The 24,851-nt window shown below is 59.4% G+C and carries 17 protein-coding genes and 1 tRNA gene; 5 read left to right on the top strand and 13 right to left on the bottom strand.

The features are described 5' to 3' along the window. Positions 1 to 28: 28 nt before the first annotated feature. On the bottom strand, positions 29 to 1,441 hold the full coding sequence (locus R3D51_05785; GenBank protein MEZ5898986.1) for an FAD-linked oxidase C-terminal domain-containing protein: 1,413 nt from the start codon (positions 1,439 to 1,441) through the stop codon (positions 29 to 31). A gap of 266 nt (positions 1,442 to 1,707) precedes the next feature. Between R3D51_05785 and R3D51_05780 the strand changes: the two genes are divergently transcribed. Both R3D51_05780 and R3D51_05775 read left to right on the top strand, forming a co-directional pair. Next, positions 1,708 to 3,009, top strand: a complete 1,302-nt coding sequence (locus R3D51_05780) for a DUF2541 family protein (protein ID MEZ5898985.1) — start codon at positions 1,708 to 1,710, stop codon at positions 3,007 to 3,009. A 265-nt stretch (positions 3,010 to 3,274) separates the two neighbouring features. Further along, positions 3,275 to 4,366 (top strand): fatty acid desaturase, encoded by a 1,092-nt coding sequence (locus R3D51_05775; protein MEZ5898984.1) that lies wholly within the window; start codon positions 3,275 to 3,277, stop codon positions 4,364 to 4,366. A 34-nt stretch (positions 4,367 to 4,400) separates the two neighbouring features. Here R3D51_05775 and R3D51_05770 read toward each other — a convergent pair whose 3' ends face one another. The 4 genes from R3D51_05770 to R3D51_05755 form a co-directional block, all read right to left on the bottom strand. Then, positions 4,401 to 5,429 (bottom strand): M48 family metallopeptidase, encoded by a 1,029-nt coding sequence (locus R3D51_05770; protein ID MEZ5898983.1) that lies wholly within the window; start codon positions 5,427 to 5,429, stop codon positions 4,401 to 4,403. 14 nt (positions 5,430 to 5,443) lie between these two features. Further along, positions 5,444 to 6,010 carry a LemA family protein gene (locus R3D51_05765; GenBank protein MEZ5898982.1) on the bottom strand — a complete coding sequence of 189 codons (567 nt, stop codon included), beginning with the start codon at positions 6,008 to 6,010 and terminating at the stop codon, positions 5,444 to 5,446. Between the two features lie 126 nt (positions 6,011 to 6,136). After that, positions 6,137 to 7,090 carry an endo alpha-1,4 polygalactosaminidase gene (locus R3D51_05760; GenBank protein ID MEZ5898981.1) on the bottom strand — a complete coding sequence of 318 codons (954 nt, stop codon included), beginning with the start codon at positions 7,088 to 7,090 and terminating at the stop codon, positions 6,137 to 6,139. 130 nt (positions 7,091 to 7,220) lie between these two features. Further along, positions 7,221 to 8,225, bottom strand: a complete 1,005-nt coding sequence (locus R3D51_05755) for an endo alpha-1,4 polygalactosaminidase (protein MEZ5898980.1) — start codon at positions 8,223 to 8,225, stop codon at positions 7,221 to 7,223. Positions 8,226 to 8,380: 155 nt separating this feature from the next. Here R3D51_05755 and prmB point away from each other — a divergent pair, with 155 nt between their 5' ends. After that, positions 8,381 to 9,292 (top strand): 50S ribosomal protein L3 N(5)-glutamine methyltransferase, encoded by a 912-nt coding sequence (gene prmB / locus R3D51_05750; protein ID MEZ5898979.1) that lies wholly within the window; start codon positions 8,381 to 8,383, stop codon positions 9,290 to 9,292. 28 nt (positions 9,293 to 9,320) lie between these two features. Here the strand turns inward: prmB and R3D51_05745 are convergent, their stop codons facing one another. The 7 genes from R3D51_05745 to R3D51_05715 all read right to left on the bottom strand — a co-directional run bounded on the left by R3D51_05745 (position 9,321) and on the right by R3D51_05715 (position 17,818). Then, positions 9,321 to 12,173, bottom strand: coding sequence for a phosphoenolpyruvate carboxylase (locus tag R3D51_05745; protein MEZ5898978.1), 2,853 nt, complete (start codon positions 12,171 to 12,173; stop codon positions 9,321 to 9,323). Positions 12,174 to 12,296: 123 nt separating this feature from the next. Next, complete coding sequence (sucD, locus tag R3D51_05740) at positions 12,297 to 13,196, bottom strand: succinate--CoA ligase subunit alpha (GenBank protein ID MEZ5898977.1); 900 nt, start codon at positions 13,194 to 13,196, stop codon at positions 12,297 to 12,299. A gap of 19 nt (positions 13,197 to 13,215) precedes the next feature. Beyond that, a complete protein-coding gene (locus R3D51_05735) occupies positions 13,216 to 14,382 on the bottom strand; it encodes a malate--CoA ligase subunit beta (GenBank protein MEZ5898976.1) in 1,167 nt (388 codons plus the stop codon). Between the two features lie 36 nt (positions 14,383 to 14,418). Further along, entirely contained in the window at positions 14,419 to 15,381 is a 963-nt protein-coding gene (locus R3D51_05730) for a CoA ester lyase (protein MEZ5898975.1), read from the bottom strand. A 153-nt stretch (positions 15,382 to 15,534) separates the two neighbouring features. Continuing rightward, the gene (locus tag R3D51_05725) at positions 15,535 to 16,746 is read right to left on the bottom strand and encodes an aminotransferase class V-fold PLP-dependent enzyme (GenBank protein MEZ5898974.1); all 1,212 of its coding nucleotides are present in this window, start codon (positions 16,744 to 16,746) and stop codon (positions 15,535 to 15,537) included. A 257-nt stretch (positions 16,747 to 17,003) separates the two neighbouring features. Further along, complete coding sequence (locus R3D51_05720; protein MEZ5898973.1) at positions 17,004 to 17,618, bottom strand: response regulator transcription factor; 615 nt, start codon at positions 17,616 to 17,618, stop codon at positions 17,004 to 17,006. A 123-nt stretch (positions 17,619 to 17,741) separates the two neighbouring features. Then, positions 17,742 to 17,818: transfer RNA gene (locus R3D51_05715), tRNA-Arg, on the bottom strand. Between the two features lie 284 nt (positions 17,819 to 18,102). Between R3D51_05715 and R3D51_05710 the strand changes: the two genes are divergently transcribed. Together R3D51_05710 and R3D51_05705 are read left to right on the top strand one after the other, a co-directional pair. Beyond that, complete coding sequence (locus R3D51_05710) at positions 18,103 to 22,626, top strand: Ig-like domain-containing protein (protein ID MEZ5898972.1); 4,524 nt, start codon at positions 18,103 to 18,105, stop codon at positions 22,624 to 22,626. 96 nt (positions 22,627 to 22,722) lie between these two features. Further along, positions 22,723 to 23,730, top strand: coding sequence for a thermonuclease family protein (locus tag R3D51_05705; protein ID MEZ5898971.1), 1,008 nt, complete (start codon positions 22,723 to 22,725; stop codon positions 23,728 to 23,730). Between the two features lie 45 nt (positions 23,731 to 23,775). Here R3D51_05705 and R3D51_05700 read toward each other — a convergent pair whose 3' ends face one another. Next, a complete protein-coding gene (locus tag R3D51_05700) occupies positions 23,776 to 24,798 on the bottom strand; it encodes a CarD family transcriptional regulator (GenBank protein MEZ5898970.1) in 1,023 nt (340 codons plus the stop codon). Positions 24,799 to 24,851 lie beyond the last annotated feature (53 nt).

The raw sequence follows: 24,851 nt of genomic DNA, 5'->3' as shown, positions 1-24,851 counted from the left end.
ATGAAAGGTCAATCGGGACAGGCGAATTTCAGAGTATCTTGCCCGGATTGAAGATGTTGTGCGGATCCAACGCCGCCTTGATCGACCGCATCACCGCAACGGCCGGCCCATGTTCTTCGGCAAGAAAACGCCGCTTTCCCTGACCGATACCATGCTCGCCTGTCGCCGTGCCATCGAGCGCAAGAGCCCGTGACACCAGACGGCTTAGGAACGCTTCCACTCGCTTTATCTCTTCGGGGTTGGTGTCGTCAAAAGCGAGGATCGCATGGAAGTTGCCATCTCCGACATGACCTACGATGGGGGCAGTGAGACCTGAGCTCTTGACATCTTCAGCGGTCTCGCTGACGGCCCGAGAGAGGTTCGACAAGGGCACGGCGACATCCGTCACGAGTACCTGCCGACCGGCATAGACGGTCTTGGCTGCCCACAGTGCATCGTGGCGGGCCCGCCAGAGCTTGCGGCGCCCATCCTCGTCGGCGGCCGACGTAAGTTCAATCATCCCCTCCTCGCCGGCAATCTCTCGGAAGGTCTCGACATCCTGCGCGCAGGCAACGGGAGAACCGTGGAATTCAAGGAAAAGGGTCGGCGTCTCGCGCATCTCGAGTTTCGAATACTGGTTGACCGCATGAATTTGAACGGCGTCCAAGAGCTCGATCCTCGCAAGCCCGAGACCGCATTGAATGGCGGTCGTGGTTGCGCGGCAGGCACCTTCGAGATCCGAAAAGCTGGCCACCGCCGAGACGACGTGCTCGGGCACGCCGTAAAGCTTCAAGGTCAACTCAGTGATTATCCCCAAAGTCCCTTCGGAGCCCACCAGAAGGCGCGTCAAATCATAACCGGCGGACGATTTTCGCGCCCTGCGCGCAGTCTGGATCACCTCGCCATTGGCAAGGACGGCCGTAAGATTGATGACGTTGTCGCGCATCGACCCATACCGCACCGTGGTCGTGCCGGAGGCGCGGGTCGCCGCCATACCACCCAACGTTGCTTCTTCGGCACCTGGATCAACCGGGAAGAAAAGCCCGGTGTCCCTCAGCTCTTGGTTCAGACGCCGCCGCGATACCCCGGCCTCGATCGTACAGTCGAGATCTTGGGGCCGGACCGCGATTACCCTGTCCATACGGGTAAGATCTATAGAGAGTCCCCCCTTGGGAGCATTGACGTGCCCCTCAAGCGATGTTCCGCCGCCGAAAGGTATGATTGGCATCCGCTCGGCCGCAGCAACGGAGACGATTTCGGCCACCTCTTTGGTGCTCTCCGGCCAGATCACGGCGTCGGGAAGTTCGGCCGGGTGAAAGGTCAACGTACTGGCGTGTTGACGCCGGATGGCCTCACCGCGAGCAATTTTGCTCGGGAACTTTTGCGCTAGGATTTCCAGCGCGCGGGTGAAATTTCCAGCCTCCAGGGACTGCAAAGTATCTATGCCCATGCCTTTATTCACCGTCCTTGCGCGCTTCCAGATTGGCTATCGTTTTTCTTTTCCCACAGCTTACAACCGAGCGCCTGCGATGTTCAAATCGCCAAACGGCTAAAGCCGCCAACCCACAGAGGCGCCAGCAAGAACTGCGTGTTGCAGATTCACATCACAGCACAGCTGAAGAGCTCTCAGCACCCGTTGCCTCTGCCTTTTCGTCCGCCAACCGCTAAACTGAGCGGCGTCTGTAGGCACGGGGCTACGTGCGCACAAACCTTTAGGGGAGTTCTTTCATGTTGCGAAGGCTGGTAGTGGCGTTGTGCGCCATCGTGGCCGTTGGCGCGTTGAGCGCGGAGGCCCACAGGCTGAGGCACCGCGGCGGAGGAGATAACCTCGTTGTTATCTCCGAACAGGATGTCGATCTATCGCTTGATCGCTATACGATCGACGTCAGCACGGCGAAGGGTGCCTACAAGGGCATTCGCGTCAAGAACAATAGCGGCTATCTGTTCGACCTCTCGAGCGTGCAAATCGTCTACTCAGACGGCTCCACGCACAACGAAGATCGTCAGATCGACATGTACCAAGGCGAGCGCAGCCGTCCGATCAATCCGACTTCGGAAAGCCGCTTCATCGACAAGATCAATATCACTCAGGTTCCCGGCCGTGGACGCGGGCAACTTCAGATCCTGGGTATTCAAGACAGCCGCGGTGCACGCATGTCGCGCAGCGGCGGCGATGACTACTACGACGACCGCAATAGAAGCCGCCGTGGCAGCAGCTCGACGACGGTTAGCCGCGTTCCAACGTCGCCCTCAGCGCCTGCCTTGGACACGCGCCCGACATCGTCAGAGCACTCTTCGGCACCTGTTGGACAAGCCAGCGCAGGTGGTGACGTCCTCTTTGGTGCGCAATACGTCGGCTTCGGCGTAGACCGCGACGTCATTCGCGTTGGAAACCAAATCGGCAAGTTCGACCGCATCCGTCTTCGCGTTCTCGACAACGACATCTTCATCAACGAGATGAAAATCGTCTACGCCAACGGGGAGACGGACACGCTTGCAGTCAACGCCAACGTACCGAAGAACTCCCGCACGAACTGGATCGACCTCAAAGGTGACCGCTTCATCAAGGAGATCCAGCTGGTCTACCGCTCGCGTCCGAGTTTCCGCGGTCAGGCCCGCATCGAGGTGTTCGGCAAGTATGCGCCGGGCTGGCTTGGACCCAACGGCGAAGGCCGCAAATATAATCAGGGCTGGGTGCTGCTTGGCGCTCAGACCGCAGGCTTCGTCGGCTTCGACAAGGACGTCATTCCAGTAGGTGCCAACGAGGGCGGCTTCAAGCGCATCCGTGTGACCGTCCGCGATCGCGCGATTACCTTGAATGAGGTGAAAGTGATTTATACCGACGGCACCGATGAAACGATCCCTGTCCGGACCCGCGTTGACGCGGGCGGCACGTACGGGCCGATCGATCTCAAGGGCCAGCGGCGCACTGCCATCGATCGGATCGAAGCCAAGTATCGCTCTCGGTTCTTCGACAGCTCGGCCCGCGGCAAGGGCTCTGCAATCGTCGAAATCTGGGGACAGCACTAGTGTTCGCTAGTGCACACTTCGAGATATGAGAAGTCAGACGGGGTCGCGAGTTCGCGGCCCCGTTTGTCTTTGATTGGCGTCAACTCAAGAACATTTCACTATGTTTCAAGCCTTCAACGACAGATAGAAATGTCTGAGAATAAGCAGAAGTTATCGGGCCCGAACCGTCAAACTTTCTTCGCGTTGGTTGCGCGAATATGCTAACCGACTTTCACTTTCGCGTGTGCTTAGAGTGCGCGTTGCCTAACTCTTGGGGGACACTCCTGTGAATCTGACGAAGCCGTTGACCGACGATGTGCTGACCAGTGTCGATGTCAGCACCTACGATTCCAATACTCCCCACAAGATGGAAGAAGCAACGAAGCAGAGAGTTCGCCGGCTCGCGGCGCACTGCCAGGCCTATCGCGGCTCGGTCACTCGGCTAGCGATTCTGCAGATCGCCACAACGATAATTCCACTGACGCTGATCGTCGCCGCGATGTTCGCCACCGTGCGCACCAACTATTGGCTGACGTTGCTCTTGGCCATCCCTGCCGGCGGCCTGCTGGTGCGCGCATTCATCATTCAGCACGACTGTGGCCATGGCTCGTTCTTCGGTTCGCGCAAGGCCAACGATTATCTGGGCCGTTTGATGAGCGTTCTGACCATGGCGCCCTATGGCTTGTGGCGCCGTGAACATGCCCTCCATCACGCGACCTCTGGAAATCTGGATCGCCGCGGCGCTGGCGACATCGACACGCTGACGATCACGGAGTATCAGGCGCTTTCGATCCTAGGGAAGCTGCGCTACCGGCTTTATCGCAACCCGTTCTTCCTCTTTGGCATCGGCGTGCCATTCTATTTTGTCTTCATTCAGCGCCTGCCTTGGCTTCACGCGCTGCCAGCGCGCGACGCATGGAAGAGCGTGATCGGACTCAATCTGGCGCTGGCCGCATTCTATGGCCCGCTGATCTATGCCTTTGGTCTATCCGACGTCGTGTTCGTGGTCTGGCCCATCGTTCATCTCGCCTCAGCTGCCGGCGGCTGGCTGTTCTTCGTGCAGCACCAGTTTGAAGAAACCCGATGGGACAACGCTGGTGAGTGGGACTTCCAGGTTGCAGCACTTCTGGGATCCTCTTTCTATGATCTGCCGAGGGTGCTCAACTGGTTCACCGGCAATATCGGTCTGCATCACATCCACCATCTCAACAGCATGATCCCGAACTACCGCCTGCAAGACTGCCTCAATGCGAGCCCCGAACTCAAAGCACTGAACAGGCTGACGCTGTGGGAGAGCTTCGCGTGCGCACGGCTGAAGTTGTGGGATGAGGCCAACCGACGCATGATCCGCTTCGACGAGCTGCCGGCCACGGCTTGATCCATCAATGCCCTGACGTTCCAGGCCTGATCGCTTAGAGCGTCGGGTCAAGCTCCTTGCTCTGACCGCCCGAGAATGTCCGGATTGCCGCGATCCTCTCGCTGATAGAGGGGTGCGTCGCCAAGAACCCACTTACGCGGGTACGCACGGGGTTCTCGATGAAGAACGCTTCCATGCGCGAGACAACGTCCATTTTGGCGTTCTGATCGATCTTGCGCAGCGCCGAGATCATCGCTTCGGGATTTTTTGTCAGCTCAACAGCACCGGCATCCGCCAGATATTCGCGCGAGCGCGACAGAGCGAACCGGATGAGCGTCGAGATCCCCCATGAAATAACGATGATCGCGATAGCGATCAGGATAGCGAGCGCGGCCCCGCCGCCGTTGTCGCGACCGCCACGCCGGTCGTCGCTTTGCCAAGTGCCTGCCTCATCGCGTCGCTTGCCCTGCGGAGAAAGGCCATATGGGAAGTCCCAACGGCGAATGGTCAGGTCGCCGAAGAATGCGAATACACCCGCAAAGATTACCGCGATCACCAGCAACTGGGTGTCGCGATTTCGAATGTGGGTCAGCTCGTGGGCCAGCACCGCCTCAAGCTCTGGCTTGTCGAGCGTTTGAAGCAAACCGCGCGTAACCGCCACAACGTAGTCGCCATCGCTGATACCAGCCGCGTAGGCATTGAGCGCCGGCGTCTCCATGATCTCCAAGCGTGGCATCGGTATACCGCGAGAGATGCACAGGTTCTCAAGCGCGTTGTAGAGTTCAGGCGCCTCCTGCCGCGAGACGCCCTTCGCGCCTGTCGCACTGCGGATCATGGCTCCGTGAAATTTATAGGCGATAACGAACCACAGAGCGGCAGCCAGCGCTGCGACGGGCCAGGAGCCCGTAAATTGCTCCATGGCCTGGGAGACGATGTACTCGAAAGGCCCGCCCTGAAGAGCATTCAAAAAGAGTAGAATAGAAAACAGAAGTGCATGCAGCAGGACAACGAACCCGGCGAGCAACACCACCGACTTGATCTTGTTGGCGCGGATATGCCCGTAAAGCCCGTAGGCTCGCATCATTTCAGGTGCCCAGCCTAGAACTGCACTTTTGGAGCCTCGGACGCAGCCTTGCGCTCGACTTCATCCAAATTGAAGAACTCCTGCGGTCCAAACCCCATCGCGTTTGAAAACAACACGGCAGGAAAGCTTTCCCGCGTCGCGTTATATTCGGCAGCCGCGTTGTTGAAGAAGCGCCGAGAAGCCGCGATCTTATTTTCGATATCGGCCAGTTCGGCCTGCAACTGCTGGAAGTTGGCATTGGCCTTGAGGTCGGGATAGGCCTCCGCCACAACCATGAGCTGGCGCAGGGCCTGGGTAAGCTGTCCTTCGGCCGCTGCCTGGGCGGCCGGACCGCTCGCAGCTTGAGCTGCGTTGCGCCACTTTATGACATTCTCAAGCGTGTCGCGCTCATGCTTGGCATAACCCTTCACCGTTTCCACGAGATTGGGAATGAGATCCTGACGCTGCTTGAGTTGGACGTCTATGTCCGCGAAGGACTGCTTGACCCTTTGACGCAAGCCAACAAGACCGTTGTAAGTGGTGACCAGCCAAAGAACCAGAAGCGCGATGGCGCCCAATACGATCATCAACACCGTGCTCATCGCGGCCTCCTGATTGATCCTTCAGTTGCCCGAACATAACACCGCGCGACGCCCGAGGCGATAGGCTCCTCGGCAAAGTCAAGTGCGCCAGCTAACCGGCTTATGACTTGCAAGAGCTCGAACCGGCTATTTTTTGGCCGTCCCGTCCTCGGCTCCGACGACACCCGACAGCTCGTAGAGATCGCGCTGCCCGACATAGAGTACGAAGTCGTGCTCCTTCATATACCGGCGCGCTTCAGCGATGTTGGCTTTGTTCTTGAGATACTCGATGACGAAGATCACCTTGCCTTGCTTGCGAGCCGCATCCAAAAGCTTGGTAGAGTGCTCGATGTCGCCTTGCGAATTGCGACGCTCCTTGTGGCTGATGCCGAACAAGAGATCTTCTTTCGCAATTCCGTCGATGGCTGCCAGATAGTCGGCGTGATCGAGGAGCTCCTCGGCATTCTGCGCTAGGATCACAGAGTCCGGCTTCTTGGCGCGCATATAGGAGGAAATGCCCTTGATCAGGTCGATCATTTGCAAGCGGCGCTCCTCCGTATCACCGAAGTAGTAATAGGCGTCGACACGGTCGATGGATATGCCGTCGAACCCGGCAGCGAGAATGTTGTCGATCAAGGAGTCCGGTGTTCCGTAGATGATTTTGCGCCAGTCTGGATTCCAGTACTTGACGATGTAGTCGCCCTTCCAATCGCGATCCGCCTTGTAGACCCATGCCGGATGGTGCCTGTCCCATTCCTTCTTCCAGTAGGAACGGAAGCTCTCGCATTCGCCAGCGCTGAAGTAAGCGACCACCAGACGGCGGCTGCCATCCGGCTTCTTCTTCATGCTCTCCACCTGCTCGCGCGTCAGGCGGACTTCCTTGCCGCCAGGAAACATCGAAGAATCGATGATGATCATGTCGAACGGTGAGGCGATAATCTTGTCGATCTTTTCCTGGCTCACGTCCTTCAATTGGTATGCCCAGTTCTTCACCCCTTCCAAGCCTGTAGACCGCTGTTGTGCTGATGCGCTGTTCGCCAGCACGGCAAGCGACGCCACCGCGGCCAGAGCTGTGGCCAAGAATGCTGTTACTCTCGACATGCAAATGTACTCTTATGTGATGGGCTGTCCGGGACGCTTTCCGCGGACGTCTTGTGGCTGTCCGGGAAACCCCCACTGCTGGGCTAAAGACTACCGTTTGACTTAGGCGCCCCGCGATAGCGATGCGCGTTTACCATGAACTGCCGGGCGGACATTCCTTTGTCGTGCGCTCCGGCGTGCCGACCTCCGTGCTTAGCTCGATGGGCGCGGTGGGGTCTTTGCCATCAAGCGCCCTGGTTTGGAACGTCGGCACAAAGCCGTGCTGACGTACCTCATTATCTGCCACGCGCATCGCATGCCGGTCGATGAGATATTCTACCGCAAACACCGGCTTGTCCTCGGCCCGCAGCCGGTTGAGCATTGCAAGCGACCAGGCGATGTCCTCCGGCTTGTTGCGCACCCCGGTGGCCTGGATGCCGTAGAACAGACTTTCCTTGCCCAGCCCGTCGATAGCTGAACGATACTGAGCATTGCTCAACAGGCTTTCGGCATTTTGCGGGACGATGTAGAAACCCGGCTTCAAGCGCCAAGCGGTGTGTGAAAGTTCTTCTACATAAGCGATCATGTCGTCGCGCGCGGTCGGCCGGTCTTTCTCGTAGGTCTCGTAAATATCAACGCGGTCAAGATAGACCCCATCAAAGCCTGCATCGATGATGCGCTTTAGATAGGAATTCGTACCGGCAAAATTTATGTCCTTCCATCCCGGCAACCAAAACCTAACGCGGTGCGCCTGCGGCCAAGCGCAGTTCTCCTCGCCGAGCCAATCGGGCGGCGAAGTCTTCCACTCCGGACGCCAGTAGAAGCGATACTCCTCAGCCTCGCCCACCGAAAGGTAGGCGAGAACGATCCGCTTTCTGCCGTCAGGCCCTGCTTTAATGCGCGCCACGTCCTCGCGCGTGAGCGGGATCTTTCCCTGCTTTTTTGCATAGTCGATGACGAGCACGTCCGCAGGGGTAGCGGCGAGGCGATCGACGTCAATATCGTCGAGCTGGTAGTGCCAGGACTGGGCCGCAAACAGCGCCGTTTCATCCTTGGCGGCCGCAAGCCTGTTGGAAGGCAGATGCCGCACTGGCCAGGCAAGCGCAAAAAGCAGCGCGGTCGCGACCGGCAAAAGCCACCTTTTGTCCGTCAACATCACGCGCGCGCCCGCCCTCTTCGTCCCTTGCGTCGAACTTGCCGCCCGACACCTACCAACCGCAAGCCCAGCGTTTCGCTTCCCGGCAAGCCTTGTTGGTAAACCCTTGCTAATCGGCAGCGGTGGCAGCAAAACGGCGCGATCAGGAGGCAGCAATGACCGACGCAATCGACGCCGATCCAGTCAATGACCTTGTCACCTTACGCGATTGGCTGAGGTGGGGCGTTACCACGTTTGAAGGAGCCGATCTCGTCTATGGTCATGGTACAGATAACGCCGTCGACGAAGCGGCGTTCCTCATCCTGTCCGCCCTGAAACTTCCTATCGACGACATCGGGCCTTGGCTCGATTGCCGCATGACGCACGCCGAACGGCGAAGCTTGCACGATCTTCTCAAAGCGCGAATCGCAACGCGCAAGCCTGCTCCATACCTCATCCACTCTGCATGGATTGCTGGCCACAAGTTCTACGTCGATGAACGCACGATCGTGCCGCGATCCTACATCGGAGAGCTTCTGGTGCGAGACCGATTGGCCAGCCTCATCGAAGATTCCGGTGCCATTGCCAGCATTCTGGAACTATGCACGGGATCGGGCTGCCTTGCGGTTCTTGCCGCCGAGGCATTCCCCAACGCAAAGCTTATGGCGATCGACATTTCGACAGACGCGCTCGATGTTGCTCGCATCAACGTCGCCGACTACGCGCTGGATGACCGCATTCGGCTACTGCAATCGGATCTCTATGAGAGCGTACCGCAAGAGCGCTTCGATCTCATCATCGCCAATCCGCCTTACGTGACAGCGCAGGCCGTTGACGCATTTCCTCCCGAGTATCGCGCGGAGCCCGAGCTTGCACACCTGGGAGGCGTCGATGGTCTCGATCTGGTTCGCCGCATCTTGGGTCAGGCCGGCGAATACCTGACCGACGATGGCATTCTCGTCGTCGAAGTCGGCCAAGCCCGTGAAGCTCTTGAAGCAGACTATCCCGACCTGCCGTTCTTCTGGCTTGATACGCAACAAAGTGAGGGCGAGGTCTTTGCGCTCAGCGCACGCGACCTCGCCCCCTGATCGATCGATTTCCTGAGCGCGCCCGACCTCAGCCGAAGGCGCCGAAATGGTGAGAGATGCCCGTGCCGATCTCACGCACGAACTCGTATGCCTCTTCCATCGGCTGGAAAATCTCGTTTTCCAGACGGCCATAGTCGTCGATGCCGCGCGGGCGGTAGCTCGCTGGCTCGTCGAACGAGGCACTCGCGTCCGCCGCCCTTTGCTCATGCGGGAAGGCTTTGCGCATGATCGAAACAACTTCGGGGATTTCCAGGCTCAAGGCCATGTCGAGAACCTGCTCGTAGGATAGGCCGTCTTGAGGCGTGAAGCGCGGCAGCTGTGCAGCCAGAATGAAGATGCGCATGATCACGGCAAGGCGGATAGCCTGTAGCAGATCCAGCTCGAGACGATGCTCGTCAGGCACTTTGCCGCCCGACATATCCTGATTTTCAAGGATCGCGTGGAGATCGATGGCGTCGAGCCGCAAGTGATGAACCAGCTGGTTGATCGAGCTGCAACGGTCATCTTTGAGCAAGTGCGTAGCAAGCGATCGGAATGCCGGTTCCAGCGCTTCCTCTCGTCCCCAGGAGGCGCGTGACGCCCAGAAGCCGGCATCGAATACAGTCGCGTTTGCTCCCATGGCGTTGAGGCTCGACAGCTTCTTGCCGTGCGCGATCATTTGCAACAGCGATTTCAAGCGGGACGAAGACCGAGCCAGCTTGGCAAAGCGATCCTTGTCGGCGCCCACACCGGCGCCAAGGCCGGCGACGACGTTCGCGATGTAGCCGAACTGCTGAAGAATTGCGTTGTTGGGGATTGCGCGCATCCGGGCCGGATCGCCACGATCGGAGGCATGAACACCCTGGCGCTTGACCGGACGCGAGCCCGTCTTGAACAGAAGATTGGGACCGAACGCACCGAGCATGGCGCGATAGCCAGAGTGCGCGAAGAGCGCCTGTTGGTAAGCGCGCAAGCGCAGGAAGAAGTCCAGCGACAGGTTCTGCTGCGTGTAGAAAGGATCGTTCTCGGGCTCGGGAACGTCACCGTCCATGATGATCGTCGCCAGCGTGCGCGTGGTCAGCGCACGGTGACCGAAGAACATATAGCCGTCACCGCCCTGGAAGCTGGTCTCGTGCTTGACGGGCAACTCCGCATTTCCGAAACGGCGGCGCGCCTCATCCGAAAACACGTAATGGAGGCGTGTGTGGAGATCGCCGGGATGCGCGCCACGCCCCATGGACTCGCCGTGGGTCGAGAATATCAACGTCTCCACGCCGTCCAAGCCAGCCCGATCGATGATCGCGGCAAGACCCTGATAGTAGCGCTCGATCGCAAGCGTCGCTGAGATTTGTCCGATAAAGCGCCCCGCATCGGAGAAACCCGTCTGAATGGACAGACGCTTTCTACCGCGTACGTAATCGCGATAGGCATCCTCCTCCAGCAGACGCTCCATGATCCGGGTGCCGTTTTCGAGACCAAACGGCGTCTCGAACAATGGGGAGATGTCCGTAATAGTTTCGACGCCGAACAGCTTGGCGAAGAAGATCGCGATCAAGATCGTCGCAGGGCTTTCGCACTCGGCAATCAGGAATCGGATCGGCGTCTCGTGGTCGACATGCTTGAAGATCTGCGCCGCTAATGCGAACTGGCGGATGGCGGTCGCCGTCTCCAGATCCAGGGTCTCGAAGTTGACCGTCTCGCGCGGCGAGTTGCGTATCATCTCCACGATGCGCGCCAGCGCCTGACGCTCGCTCAGATCGCGCGTCCAGGGCTCGTGCACGAAGGCGCGGAAAGCGTTGTTGATCTGCAGCGCGTTGATGCGCAGATGGATGTGAGACGCACCAAGGCCGGTTGCATCCACGAGCCCGATCAACGCTGCAACCGCACGCTTCATCTGAGGCGCTTCAGTAGCATCGAGAAGCTGAGCCAATAGAGACGTCAGCGGCTCGACGGAGGTGATGTTGTAGCCATCTCCGCGCGTAATGACATTTGCCGCTTTCGCCAGCGCGCCAGGACCGGAACCAACATCTTCCAGCGCCTTCAGCTGCTCGTCCACGGCGGCGATCGCAAGATCGAGCTTTCCAGTCAACTGCCTGGAAATGCGTTGAACGGCGTCGCCGTCACCCAACTTGTGCTTCAGGTTGAGGAAGCGCTTGCGCACATCGACAAGCGCGGCGCGCTTCTCCATCAGCCGGACCTTGAACGAGAAGGTCCAGGCAATATCCGTGCGCCCGTCAAGATCGTAGCCGACCCAGGAAGCAAACGTCGTCATCTTGGGGCGCAAGTTGTACGCTTCCGGCCCGAATTTCTGGGCCGCGACGCTGTAGAAGCCGTGCAGAAGCTCCTCATAAGCATTGCGCAGGTTCTCGATCGCATCCTGAGCGCACTTGTGCTCGTGCTGCAAAGTGATCTTGCCCGAGGGACGATGCGGCAAACCGATGGTGACGTCATTGTCTTCGGGATTGGAGACGGCGATTTCCACCATGCGATGGTACAGCTCGTCAGACAGGCCGAACGTGGGATGGGCCGTCAAGACGATGCCTGTGCGTGCGCGCTCCCAGCGCTCTGAGAAGGCCTCAAGCGAGCCGGCCTTTTCGGCGGTCTTCTCGACGTAAGACGTGAAATCCTTAAGCGTCGTCGCCTGATCCTGGTAGCCGATACGTTCGCGCAAGTTGCGCGCGCGATGCACACAGGCGCGATCCATGATGCGACCGGCGAGAGCTTTCAGTTCCTTGTAGGGGATCTGCCCCGACTCCAGCCGCCGCGACAGGTCGAATGCGACATTGAGGATGGGATTGAGAGAGGGATTGTCGGGGATCTTCGTGCGAAGACGCTTGAGCTCATCACGCAACACGGAGCCATCGAGCTTCACGGTGCTTTCAGCGCTGGTCTTGTCTTGCATGACGTTGATCCTCCGGCCTCCGTTTTCGTTGTTTATGCGAGGCGACACGCGCGCAACGCTTGGCCTGCATCCAGCTTGAAGAGATCAAGCCGGATGCGGGCAGTCGTGTCATTCAGGGGCGCTTTAAGCGACCTTCTTGGTCTTCGAGAGTACTTGGGCAACCGTCGCGCCCATTTCCGATGGCGTCGGCGCAATGTTCACGCCACAGTTCTTCAGGATGTCGACCTTCTCCGCAGCCGACTCGCCGAAAGCCGAGACGATGGCGCCTGCATGGCCCATCCGGCGGCCCTTGGGCGCTGACAGACCTGCGATGTAGGCAATGACAGGCTTCTTGAAGTGGTCGCGGATAAACTCGCCAGCTTCAGCTTCCTGCGGACCGCCGATTTCACCGATCATCATGACCGCATCGGTATCGGGATCCTCGGCGAAGTGTTCGAGCACATCGCGGAACGACGAGCCATTGATGGGGTCGCCGCCAATGCCGACCGACGTCGACACGCCGATACCGAGAGCCTTGAGCTGCTCGGCCGCTTCGTAGCCCAGCGTGCCTGAACGCCCGACGATGCCAACTCGGCCCGGCAGATAGATGTGTCCGGGCATGATGCCTAGCATGGCCTTGCCCGGCGAAATCGTGCCGGCGCAATTCGGTCCGGTCAGAACCATACGCTGCTCTTTCTTGTAGCGGCGCATGTATCGCTTCACGCGGATCATGTCCTGGGCGGGAATGCCATCTGTGATGCAGACGCAGTACTTGATGCCCGCATCGGCGGCTTCCATGATCGCGTCCGCCGCGAACGGCGGCGGCACGAACACGATCGAGGCTTCTGCGCCAGCCTCTTCCACGGCACCCTTCACCGTGTTGAAGACCGGACGGCCAAGATGGGTGGAACCACCCTTACCGGGCGTGACGCCACCGATCACGTTGGTGCCGTAGTCAATCATCTCCTGGGCATGAAACGTGCCGATGCGGCCGGTAAAGCCCTGGATCAGGATGGGTGTATTCTCGTTGATGAAAATAGCCATAGATGTCTCCTCCGGGGCCTTAGGCGCTTTTGGCCGCAGCGACGGCATTCTTGGCCGCTTCTGCAAGCGTGTCGGCACTGATGACCGAAAGTCCGCTCTGCTCGATGATCTTGCGGCCTTCCTCTACGTTGGTGCCGGCAAGACGCACGACGACGGGCATCGTGATCTTCAGCTCCTTGATGGAATCGACCACGCCCTTTGCAACCCAGTCGCAGCGGTTGATGCCTGCGAAAACGTTGACAAGGATGGCCTTGACGTTCTTGTCGCGCAGCACAGCCCGGAACGACTTGGTGACGCGTTCAGGTGAAGCGCCCCCGCCAATATCGAGGAAGTTGGCCGGCTCTCCACCCGCCAGTTTGATCATGTCGAGCGTTGCCATGGCGAGACCGGCACCGTTGACGACGCATCCGATGTCACCATCGAGGCCGACATACGACAAGCCGCGATCGTTGGCATAAGTTTCGCGCGGATCTTCCTGGCTCTTGTCACGCAGCTCCGCGATGTGGGGGCGGCGAAACAGTGCGTTTTCGTCGAAGGACATCTTGGCATCGAGCGCCACGACGGTCTTTTCCTTCGTGATCACGAGCGGATTGATCTCCACCATGGTTGCATCCAGATCGCGGAATGCGCGATAGCAACCCATAACTGCCGTAACCAGTTTGTTGACGATCTCAGGATCGACGCCGAGCCCAAACGCAATCTCGCGCGCCTGGAATTGCTGCATACCGACCGCGGGGTCCACCGAGACGCGGATGATGGTGTCGGGCTTCTTTGCGGAAATCTCTTCGATGTCCATGCCGCCCGCGGCCGAAGCCACGACCATGATGCGCTCCGACGCGCGATCCATCACGAAGCCGAGATAGATCTCTTTGTCGATGTTGGTGGCTTCTTCGATGTACAGACGCGAGACGAGCTTGCCAGCAGGGCCCGTCTGATGGGTGACGAGCTTGCGGCCGAGCAGCGCCTCGGCAGCGTCTTCGATTTCCTGCTCGGTCTTGCAGAGCTTGATGCCACCGGCTTTGCCGCGAGCACCCGAATGGATCTGCGCCTTAACAACGACAGCTCCGCTTCCCAGCTCGCTGGCGCGATAGGTCGCCTGCTCAGGGCTATAGGCCAGACCACCGCGCGGAATAGGCACGCCGAACTTCGAAAGAAGCTCCTTGGCCTGATACTCATGAATGTCCATTTTGGACCTCCTTGGAATTGTTTTCCTCGACCCGTGTTAGGCCTTCTTTGCGCGGGCGGCTTCGGCGGCCTTAATCGCAGCAGCCGTCGCCAGCATGTTGCGCGCCATCTTCTCCGACGCAGCGTCGATCATCTTGCCGTCGAGCGATGCTGCGCCCTTGCCCTGCGCCTCAGCTTCCTTGAGAGCAACGAGGATGCGCTCGGCGCGTTCGACTTCCTTGCCGGTCGGCGAATAGATCTCGTTGGCGAGTTCAATCTGCGAAGGATGGATTGCCCACTTGCCTTCCATGCCGAGCGCAGCGCCACGTCGGCATGCGGCCTTGAAACCTTCCGGATCGTCGATGCCACCGAACGGACCGTCGATCGGACGTAGACCGTAAGCGCGGCAGGCGACCGTCATGCGCGAAAGCGGGAAGTGCCACTGATCGCCCGGATAGTCGGGGTTGAGGCCGCCGATGACGACGGTACGCGCCTTGTTGAACGCCGAATAGTCGGCGACACCGAAGTGCATCGCTTCCAGGCGGCTGTTGGCGGCCGCAATGGCTTCCACGTTCGCCATGCCGAGCGGCGTTTCGATCAGGGCCTCGGTGCCGATAGTGTTCTTCAGGCCCTTGGCAACCTCGATCTGGCTGACGATGCATTCGACCGTGTAGACGTCGGCCGGTACGCCGACCTTGGGAATGAGGATGGTGTCCAGCTTGGCGCCGGCCTGCTCCACGATGTCCACGACGTCGCGATACATGTAGTGAGTGTCGAGGCCGTTGATGCGCACCGAGACGCTCTTGCCAACGCCCTGCCAGTCGAGATCGTTCAGAGCCTGGATGATGTTCTTACGAGCCTGCTCCTTCTCCGGCGGAGCCACGGCATCTTCGCAATCGAGAAACACGAAATCGGCGGCGCTCTTGAATGCGCGCTCGATCATGGTGGGGTTCGAACCGGGAACCGCGAGATAGGAACGCTGCAGGCGCTGTTTGCGGGTGGGATAAAGCGTGAAGCTCATTGTGGGGTTACCTTCCCTTGGATTTTGTTTGTGGGGTCGTTCGGCCACGGCCACCCAAGAGGCCGGGTCCTTATCTGGCGCAATGTCGTAAGCCGGAATAACGTAAGAATAACGAAGCGCCCGACCGCGCAAAAGGCCGGGCGCTCCAGTACTTTAGGCCGCCTTTGCGGTGACGCTTGTCGCCGACTTGGTTGCGGTCTTGGAGAAGTATTCCGCCGCAGCGCCGGTGCCCGATCCGAACTTGATCGGCACGCCGCAATCCTTGAGCGCCATTTCGACGTTGAAGAGCACGCCGCCGATCATGCCCTCATCAAGCGCACCGAGATGGCCGATGCGGAACACCTTGCCGTTGACCTTATTGAGGCCAGCGCCGAGCGAGGTGTTGTAGCGAAAATAGGCCGTCTTGAGAACGTTGTTGGCGTCGAAGCCTTCGGGAACGATGATAGCCGACACCGTGTCGGAGTACCACTTGGGCTCCTTGGCGCACAGCTTCAGGCCCCAAGCCTCAACGGCCTTGCGGACGCCAGTCGCCAAACGAGTGTGACGCGCGAAGATGTTGTCGAGACCTTCTTCATTGATGAGATCGATCGAAGCACGCAGGCCGCGGATAAGCTGCGTAGCCGGCGTGTAGGGGAAGTAGCCAAGATCATTGGTCTTGATCATATCTTCCCAGGAAAAGAAGCAACGGTTCATGCGACCGTTCTGGTTCTTGTTGATGTCGAGCGCTTTCTGGCTGACAGCAAGAATGCCAAGGCCGGTCGGCAGCATGAAGCCCTTCTGCGAGCCCGAAACGCAGCAGTCCACGCCCCATTCGCCCATGCGCATGTCGAGCGAGCCGACCGAGGAAACGCCGTCGACCATCAGCAGCGCGGGGTGCTTGGCTGCATCGAGCGCCTTGCGTACGCCGGCGATGTCAGAACTGACGCCCGTTGCGGTTTCGTTGTGGGTCGCGAAGACGGCCTTGATCTCGTGGTTCTTATCCTTGGCGAGGATATCGGCATACTTTTCGAGCGGAACGCCCGTACCCCACTCCTCGTCGCAAAGCTCGACCTTGAGCCCCATGCGCTCGGCCATATCGACCCAGAGCAGAGAGAACTGACCGAAGCGGCTCATGAGAACCTTGTCGCCAACAGCCAGAGTGTTTTCGATCGCCGATTCCCAGGCACCCGTTCCCGACGACGGGAATACGAAAACGCGGCCGTCCTTCATTTTGAAGATCTTCTTCAGGTCTTCGAAAATGGGCAGCGTAAACTTCGGGAATTCGGGAGAACGCATATCCTCCATCGGTACGTTCATGGCCATGCGGACCTTATCGGGAATGTTGGTCGGGCCTGGAATGAACAGATGCGGCTTTACCATCGTCATGGGGGTCTTCCTCCCTAGGGGTTTCTTAATTACGGCGTAGCGCCTTAGGTCGTTGATCGCCCAGTGCGCACGATTGTTGGGCTGCCTGACGCGCCAAACTCCAGCGAGGCATCCGACTTTAGTCTATAAATCACGTAGGCACAGTGCGGGAGGGGCCAGCGTCAAACAACACCCGCATGGGCGATGAATGGGTGGGAAGGCCGGGGTGGGCTTGCCTACCCACCCAATCCGGCACTCAGTCGCTGCTGGCGCAAAGCTCAGTCCTTGGGAGCCGACAGATAGAGTGCGACAGCCATAGCCCGGTTCGACACGCCAAGTTTATCGTAGAGGTTTTTAAGGTGATATTTCACGGTGTTACGGGTGATTCCCGTCCGTGCCGCGATCTGCAGGTTGGTCCATCCGTTGGCGAGTGCAGCCAGCAGTTCGCGCTCGCGCGTGGTGAGCACGCCGAGAGGGTCATAGTTGAGCAAGTCGATATCAATGTAGGGGAGCGACAAGCGGCCGCGCGCCACGGTGGCTATGGTCTCCAGCAGTACGGCCGGCTCCTCGGCCTTGGAGACAAAGCCCCAGGCACCGCCTTTGATCGCCCTGCGCAAAATGTCGGCGCTGCTTTCACCCGTATAGATGATGACGCGACTCGACCATTTGTGGGCCTTCACCTCGGCCAGAATGTTTGAGGCCTCCATATCGGGAAGCGACCAGCCCACGATGGAGATCTGAGAGGGCGTTTTGGCAAACTGCTCCAGAAGATCCGCCCCATTGGGAAACAACCCGCTGATGTGGAATCGCCCATCGCGCTGGATCAGGTTCTCCAGCCCCGCGCGCACGACCGGGTTCTTGTCGGCAACTGCGACCTCGATCCTTGCCGTCATGCGCGTGCTATCCGTCCTCATCTGGCGGTTGTTTCAGTACCTTACGCGGCTTGCGCCGGTAAATCAGCTCTGCCGGAAAAATTGGACTAACGCGGCGTCCAACCACCCACCGGGCCGCCAGCGTGGCGACCCCGGCAGGATTCGAACCTGCGACCTACGGTTTAGGAAACCGTTGCTCTATCCGGCTGAGCTACGGGGCCGGAACACGTTCCGACTGCTAGCCGCTAAGCTATGAGGACAGCCAGCAGGCCCGTCAAGCCACACACAATGACGCCGTGCCAAAGACAACAATCACAGATTGAATCAGCACGCACACCCATCCTAAGGGAGAATGGTGGCAAAAATCTCCTTTTTAGGTTGATTTTTAAAAGCACCGTTCAATGACCGGCAGATCTGCAAGTGTTGTGACGATCCGTCTAGCGACTGTCACATCACGCACCATGGCAGGCGCTTCCAATCAATCGTGTTTGCTGGGGCATCGGCTATGGGAACCATTCGCGTCGAATTCGTACCGATCAAGAAGTTCAACCTCGGCTTGCTTGGCTTGGATCATCTTCAAATTGTCTACGAAGATGAGACCAGCGTCATCGACAAGCAGGACTATTGGTACGTCCTCGAAGGAACCCACGACGGCAGCCTGCTCGAAGGGCAGCTCGGCGTTCTCGGCGAGGAGATCTTCACGGAACTGGCCGCCGCAAACGGCGCAAACGGGGATGACCTTATCGCCTCCATCGGCACGCCGGAATCGCGCGGCTCGCGCGTCGTCTACACGGGGCCCGACGCTCTGTCGTTGTGGCAGACCATGATGGACTACGGCAAGGAGATCGACGCGCAGCAGTTCCCCTATGAAGGACTTGCCTGGCCATTTTCGCCCGGCGCCATCATGAATTCCTCCTCGGTCGTCGCCACGCTGCTCTACTCGGTTGGCATCGACATCAATGCGAACATGCCATTTGGCATTCGCAACTCTCCCGGCACGTCGACTCTTCTTGGCACATCAGGTGCTGATGAGATCACACTGGGAGGCAACTTCACCCAGGTGGCCGCCGGCTTTGGCGACGACATCCTGCGCGGCACTGAGACGTTGCTGTGGCCGGAGAAGTTCTTCGGCGGGCTCGACGACGATACCATCATGTGGTCGAAGGGCGAGAACATCGTCCATGGTGGCGAAGCCCGCACACCCTACGCACTCGATGGTCTCGACACCATCGACTATTCGGGCGTCGGCTTAGTCCACATCGTCAGCACAAAGCACGCGGTCGAACACAAGGTCGCCGACTTCGTCTCCGCGTTCGATGGCGGATCGGATCAGCTCTTTTCCATCGAAGCCATTACATGGAATCGCGAAACCGACATCGTCACCGTCGGCCAAGGCGTCGATCTGCTCGAAAAGCCCATCATGCTCAACCTCGACGACTCCGCAGGTGGCAAGGGCGATGAGCTGAGTTTTTTCGATAACACCGCGCCGCTTCTCGTCAACGCGATTGACGCCGACATGATTTCGATCCAGACGATCGCAAACCAGGGGCTCGATGCAGGTTACTGGGCCCAATCCGTGGAATGGCTCGCAGGATCGTCCGGCGATGACCGGATCTATGTGGGTGCGACGCTGCTTGGGGCCGAAGGCGGACAGGGCGACGACCTGCTCGACGGACGTCTCGCGCCTGCATTCACCTCCGCCAGTCCGCTTGGCTACGACATAGAACTCTACGGTGGAGACGGTAACGACACGATCGTAGCCGGAGCGGGCTACACGATGGCCGAAGGCGGCGCGGGCGCCGACATCTTCGTTGTCTCAACCATGGGATCGGGCGAAACCGAAGCATATCCAGAACTCGTCATCACCGATGCTGGGGCTCAGGACAAGCTTTACATCCCTTACAATTACTTCCAGGAAACGCGCGGAGAGTTTGAAGACTCTGAGCTGATGCAGCTGCGCGGCGCGCCGTTCAAGTTCTACGACATGATGCCGGTGTCGCTTTTCTTCTGGGGCATACCGGACGACAATATCGTTGAAGGCTACATCGATTTCGTCGGCGCCATTCAGTACTATATGGACGGTGCGGATCTCATCATCTCGATCATGATGGGCGACGTCGAAACTTTTCAGCAGGACTACGGACCCGGCGAACCTCCCGGTCCGCTCACGACCGTGATCGCAGCCGACGGCGCGACAGAAACCATTGTGCGTGTTGTCGATTGGGAGGATGGCGATCTCGGCATCACGTTCCCGCTAACCTTCGACGGAGCGACCTATAACCAAACCGGCTTTGAAGATTATCCCGGCTTCGCAGAAGCCGTGCAAAACGCGGTCGCGCCGAGCGCGTTCATCGCACCCCTAGAACTCAGGCCCGATGCTTACGTTCCCCAGGACATCGTCGCGAGCAATCCTGGCCCGATTGCATTGAGCGCCTTCAGCCTTTTCGCGGCTGATGAGACGCCCGAGGCCACCGAAGGAGACGATGTGATCTCCAAACCGGACGGCGGGCCTTACGAGATCTACGGCCTTGGAGGCAACGACAGCATCTCAGGCAGCGCGGGCGGCGACTACATCGATGGCGGACCCGGCAACGATACGATGGCGGGCGAACGCGGCAACGATGCCTACGTCGTTGACAGCGCCGGGGATGTCATCGTCGAGCAAGCGGGGGGCGGATTCGATCACGTCTATTCCTCCGTCGATTATGCGCTCGGATCGGAGCTAGAACATCTGACCCTGACCGGCGATGCGATCTTCGGCACCGGAAATGCGCTTCGCAACACGATTGTCGGCAACGACCGCGATAACATCTTGTCCGGCGGAGAGGGAGACGACACGCTCGCCGGCAACGGCGGCGATGACATCCTGATCGGTGGCAATGGCGGTGACGGCTACGTCTATGAAATCGGTGACGGCGACGACATCGTTATCGAGTTGGCAAGCGATTTAGGTGACGACGTCCTCGTCTTCGCGGGCGGCATTCTACCGGAAGATCTACTGTTCGTGCGCGACCCGAGCGCTCTCAACGATCTCATCGTGCGTTTCGTGGAAGGCGGCAGCATCACCGTTCTCGATTATTTCACAGCCCCGGGCACCATCGAAGGCGCAGAATTCGCCTCAGGCTTGGTCTGGGACTTTGCCACTTTCGACGGCCTTGCCCAAGCGGCCCTCATTTCTGCAAACACGACGCCGGTCGCAGCCAACGACGCCTATGTTTACGCAGGCGATACGACATTCCGTTTGCCGGTTTCCGCATTGCTCGAAAATGACACCGACGCGGACGGCGACGACCTGACCGTCACGGCGATATGGTCTGTAAGCGAAGGCGCTGCCATTCTCGACGGAGAAGATATCATCGTCACTGCAAGCGCGTCTCAAGCCCCTCGCACCGTCTTCAGCTACATCGTCTCTGACGGCAACGGCGGCAGCGCCAGCGCAACCGCGGAAATCACCTTCTGGCCCAACAGCCCGCCGGTGATCACCGCCTCCGCACTAGAACCCGTGAATTTCGACACCCCCGCCCAGGGCGTCATCGTCGCGAGCGATGCCGATGGCGATTCCCTCTTCTATGCGGTCGCTGATGGCGCTGGTCCAGCTCTCGGAACAGTCACAATTGGAGAGAATGGTGGCTTCACCTACACGCCATTCGCTGGTGCCCGCGGAGATGAAAGCTTTACCATACGCGTCACCGATCCATTCGACGCCAGTGCGGATCAGACTTTCAGCTTCACCATCGAATCGGCCGGCAACAACCCGCCGCAGATAACCTCCGTATCGATGACGGAGGCCTGGGAAGATCAAATCTCGACAGGGCTTCTGGTTGCCACCGATCCTGACGGCGATCCGCTGAGTTATGCCGTCAAGGACGGTGCGGGCCCTTCAAAAGGCACCGTGAGCATTGCTGCGGATGGCTCCTTCACCTACACGCCGCACGCCAACCTCAACGGCTCAGAGACGTTCACGATAATTGTCACAGACTCTGTTGGCGCCACCGCGGAGCAGGTTGTTTCCTTTGACATCGCACCAGTCAACGATGCGCCTCTCGCCGTCGATGACTTAGGATTTTCTGTTGAGGCGGGTCAGAACATCGCCATCGCTGCGGCCGCGTTACTTGCCAACGATAGCGACATCGAGGGAGATCCGCTCACGATCGTTTCGGTGTCGAGCGCGACAGGGGGCACCGCTATGCTTCTTACAGATGGGAACGTCACCTTCACAGCCGATCCGAACTTCGATGGTCAAGCCTCGTTCAGTTACGCCATCAGCGACGGCTTAGAAACTTCAGCCTCTGCAATCGTGATCGTCGACGTCACGCCGCCCGCAGTGGAAACAGGCGTTACGCTGACGGGAACCAACTGCGCCGACCGGCTCGTCGGCACCGATCTCGATGACGTCATTTATGGCCGCAAGGGCAATGACATCCTGATCGGGAAGGGCGGAAACGACATCTTCGGGATCCAAGGCAATGACGGCTTGGATAGATTTGACGGCGGCTCCGGCTACGACATCATTCAAGGCAGCAATGGCGATGACGTCCTGCGCGTGACGTCTCATCTTGCAAACCTCAACAGCATCGAGGAGATCGACGGCGGTGCCGGGCGCGATGCTATCGTCGCTACGTCATGCAAAGATGTGCTCGATTTCTCAAATATCACACTGAAAGGAATTGAGTTGATCCGCCTTGGAGGGGGTAACGACATAGTTCGCGGCTCCACGGGCGACGATGTATTTTCAGGCGGAGCCGGGCAAGACACGTTCATCTTTGGCCCTGGTGGTGGCCACGATACCATCGTCGATTTCAATCCGGGCTCCATTTCCTGCGGACATCATCGCGGCAGCAAGACAGCCGGGACGGCGCATCACGACACCATCGATCTGATGTCTTACGACTTTGACAGCTACGGTGCCGTCCGCCGGCTGATGCACCAGCGCGGACACGACGTGGTGATAGAGTTCGAGCAAGGCTCCTCGCTATCGCTCAAGAATACCCAACTTGCGGAACTGAAAGCCTGGGACTTCCTGATCTGACATCGCGCAGCCTCTAAATGCAGGGTGCTTAAGGCGGGCTGGCCAACATGTCTGCCGTATGCTGATCTATCGATCATCGGGAGGTGTCGGGACATCATGCGGCAGCCCATAGCGGCATTTCGCGCGCGTGTGCGCCTAAAACTCGCAGTAGCGGTAGCGCTGGCGTGGTGCCTGTATGCGACGACAAACGCCGACGGGGCCTCAACATCCCCTGCACCCGCATGCGAGCTGGAACCTGGTCCTTCGCGCACCGTGACGCGCGTCATCGACGGAGAAACAGTCGCCCTCGACGACGGCCGCGAGATGCGGCTGGCCGGCATTCTTGCCCCGCGTGCTCGCGATGCCGGAGCTTCGCCCGGCGGCTGGCCTCTTGAAGAAGCCGCAAGAATTGCGCTTGCCGACCTCGTTCTCGGTAAACAAGTCCAGATCGCATTCGGTGAGGAGAGATCGGACCGGTACGGACGTGTCTTCGGTCATCTCTTCATCACCACCGGCGGTTTGCGCCAATGGATAGAGGGCGAGCTTCTAGGAAGGGGGCTGGCGCGCGCGTTTGTGCTCCCCGGAGATGGCGCTTGTGTTGCCGAATTACTCGCGCACGAACGCCTGGCGCGCATCGACATCTCCGGCATTTGGCGCCTGCGCCTTTACGCGGTCAAATCCGCCCAACAGGTCGGCGCGCTTTCCGCCGCGCGAAGTAGCTTTCAGATCGTCCGAGGACGGGTGCTCAACGTCGGGCGCACCAAAAGCGCTGTTTATCTCAATTTCGGCAAAGACTGGCGGACCGACTTCACGGTGCGCGTGCCGCGGTCGGTTCTGCGTGAGGACGAAGCGTGGGCACAGTCGCTCGACACTCTGAAAGATCGCGAGGTCGAGGTGCGTGGGTGGATAGAGCGGCGTAATGGACCGATGATCTCGATCGCCCACCGGGCCGAGCTGGTCATTCCCGGCGAAAACGAAGATTTGCCCGAGCCCTCGATCTCCCAGCGCGCGCCCAATAAGGACAGCGACGGGCCGGCACCTGCCACGGCGCACGGCTCTGACAGTCCAACGCCAAAGAAAAATCGCCCAGAGCAGCAGCGCGCTCCGGGCGATTTAGATCTTTAAGCTGGTACCTTCCTTCGTCTCGGTACCAACCTCAGCGCCGGTCGTTCAGGCGGCTTCGCCGACGGCCTCGCCTTCGCTGGTCAGACGGCGGCTCTTGGCGCTTTTGGACAGCACGTCCGTAATGCGCTGAACGGCGCCACGCTCGTCGAGCCTCTCCACCGCCGCGATCTCGCGCGCCATACGGTCCAGCGCGTCCTCGTAAAGCTGCCGCTCAGAGTACGACTGCTCGGGCTGTGCCTCGGAGCGATACAGATCGCGCACGACCTCGGCGATCGAGATAAGATCACCCGAGTTGATCTTCGCGACGTACTCCTGGGCGCGCCGGCTCCACATCGTACGCTTGATGCGAGCACGGCCCTTCAGAATTTCCATCGCCTTCTTGACCACGCCGTCATCGGCGAGCTTGCGCATACCCACGCTCTCCAGCTTGCCGGTGGGGACGCGGAGCGTGAGCTTCTCCTTTTCGAAGTTGATCACGAACAGCTCCAGCGACATGCCCGCGATTTCCTGCTCCTCGATGCCGATGATGCGGCCGACACCGTGGGCGGGATAAACGATGAATTCGTTGGCCTTGAAGCCATGGCGCTGACTGACAGGCTTCTTCTGGGCAGCAAGCATCTGGCGCGCGGCGGCGGCCTTCTCGGCGATCGCCTTCGGCGTCTGCACTGCCTGGCCCGCGGCCTGCAACGGCGCGGTCAACTTTTGGCTGCCGGGTTTCTGGACAACGGCAGGAACCGCGCGCGGAGCGGCACTTGCCGACTTCGCCGTAGCCAGAGCGGCCTTCAATACACCCGCAGAAATCTTCTTGGGGGTAGCAGCTGGAGCCACCGGTTTGGCCTCTGTCTTGATCGGAAGAGGGGCCGCCTTCTTGGACTTGGCAGCGGCGACCGTCGCCTTAGCCTTGACCGGCGCGGCAGGCTTTACCACCGCCTTCGCGGCAGCAACCGGAGCCTTGGCCTTCACAGTCGCCTTGGACGTGGCGGCCGCAATAGCCTTAGCAGGAGCCTTACGCGCCGCAGCCTTAGCGGGAGCTTTGGCAGCCGACGTGACCTTCTTCTTCTGAGCCATGTGGTTCATCTCACTCTAGCGTACACATCCAGCCAGCCATTGTGCCGGCGGGA

This window comes from Hyphomicrobiaceae bacterium, from assembly GCA_041397645.1.
In the GTDB taxonomy this organism is placed as follows: Bacteria; Pseudomonadota; Alphaproteobacteria; order Rhizobiales; family Hyphomicrobiaceae; genus Hyphomicrobium_B.
The sequence above is the reverse complement of the archived record's forward strand: the minus strand, read 5'-3'. Positions and strand labels throughout refer to the sequence as shown.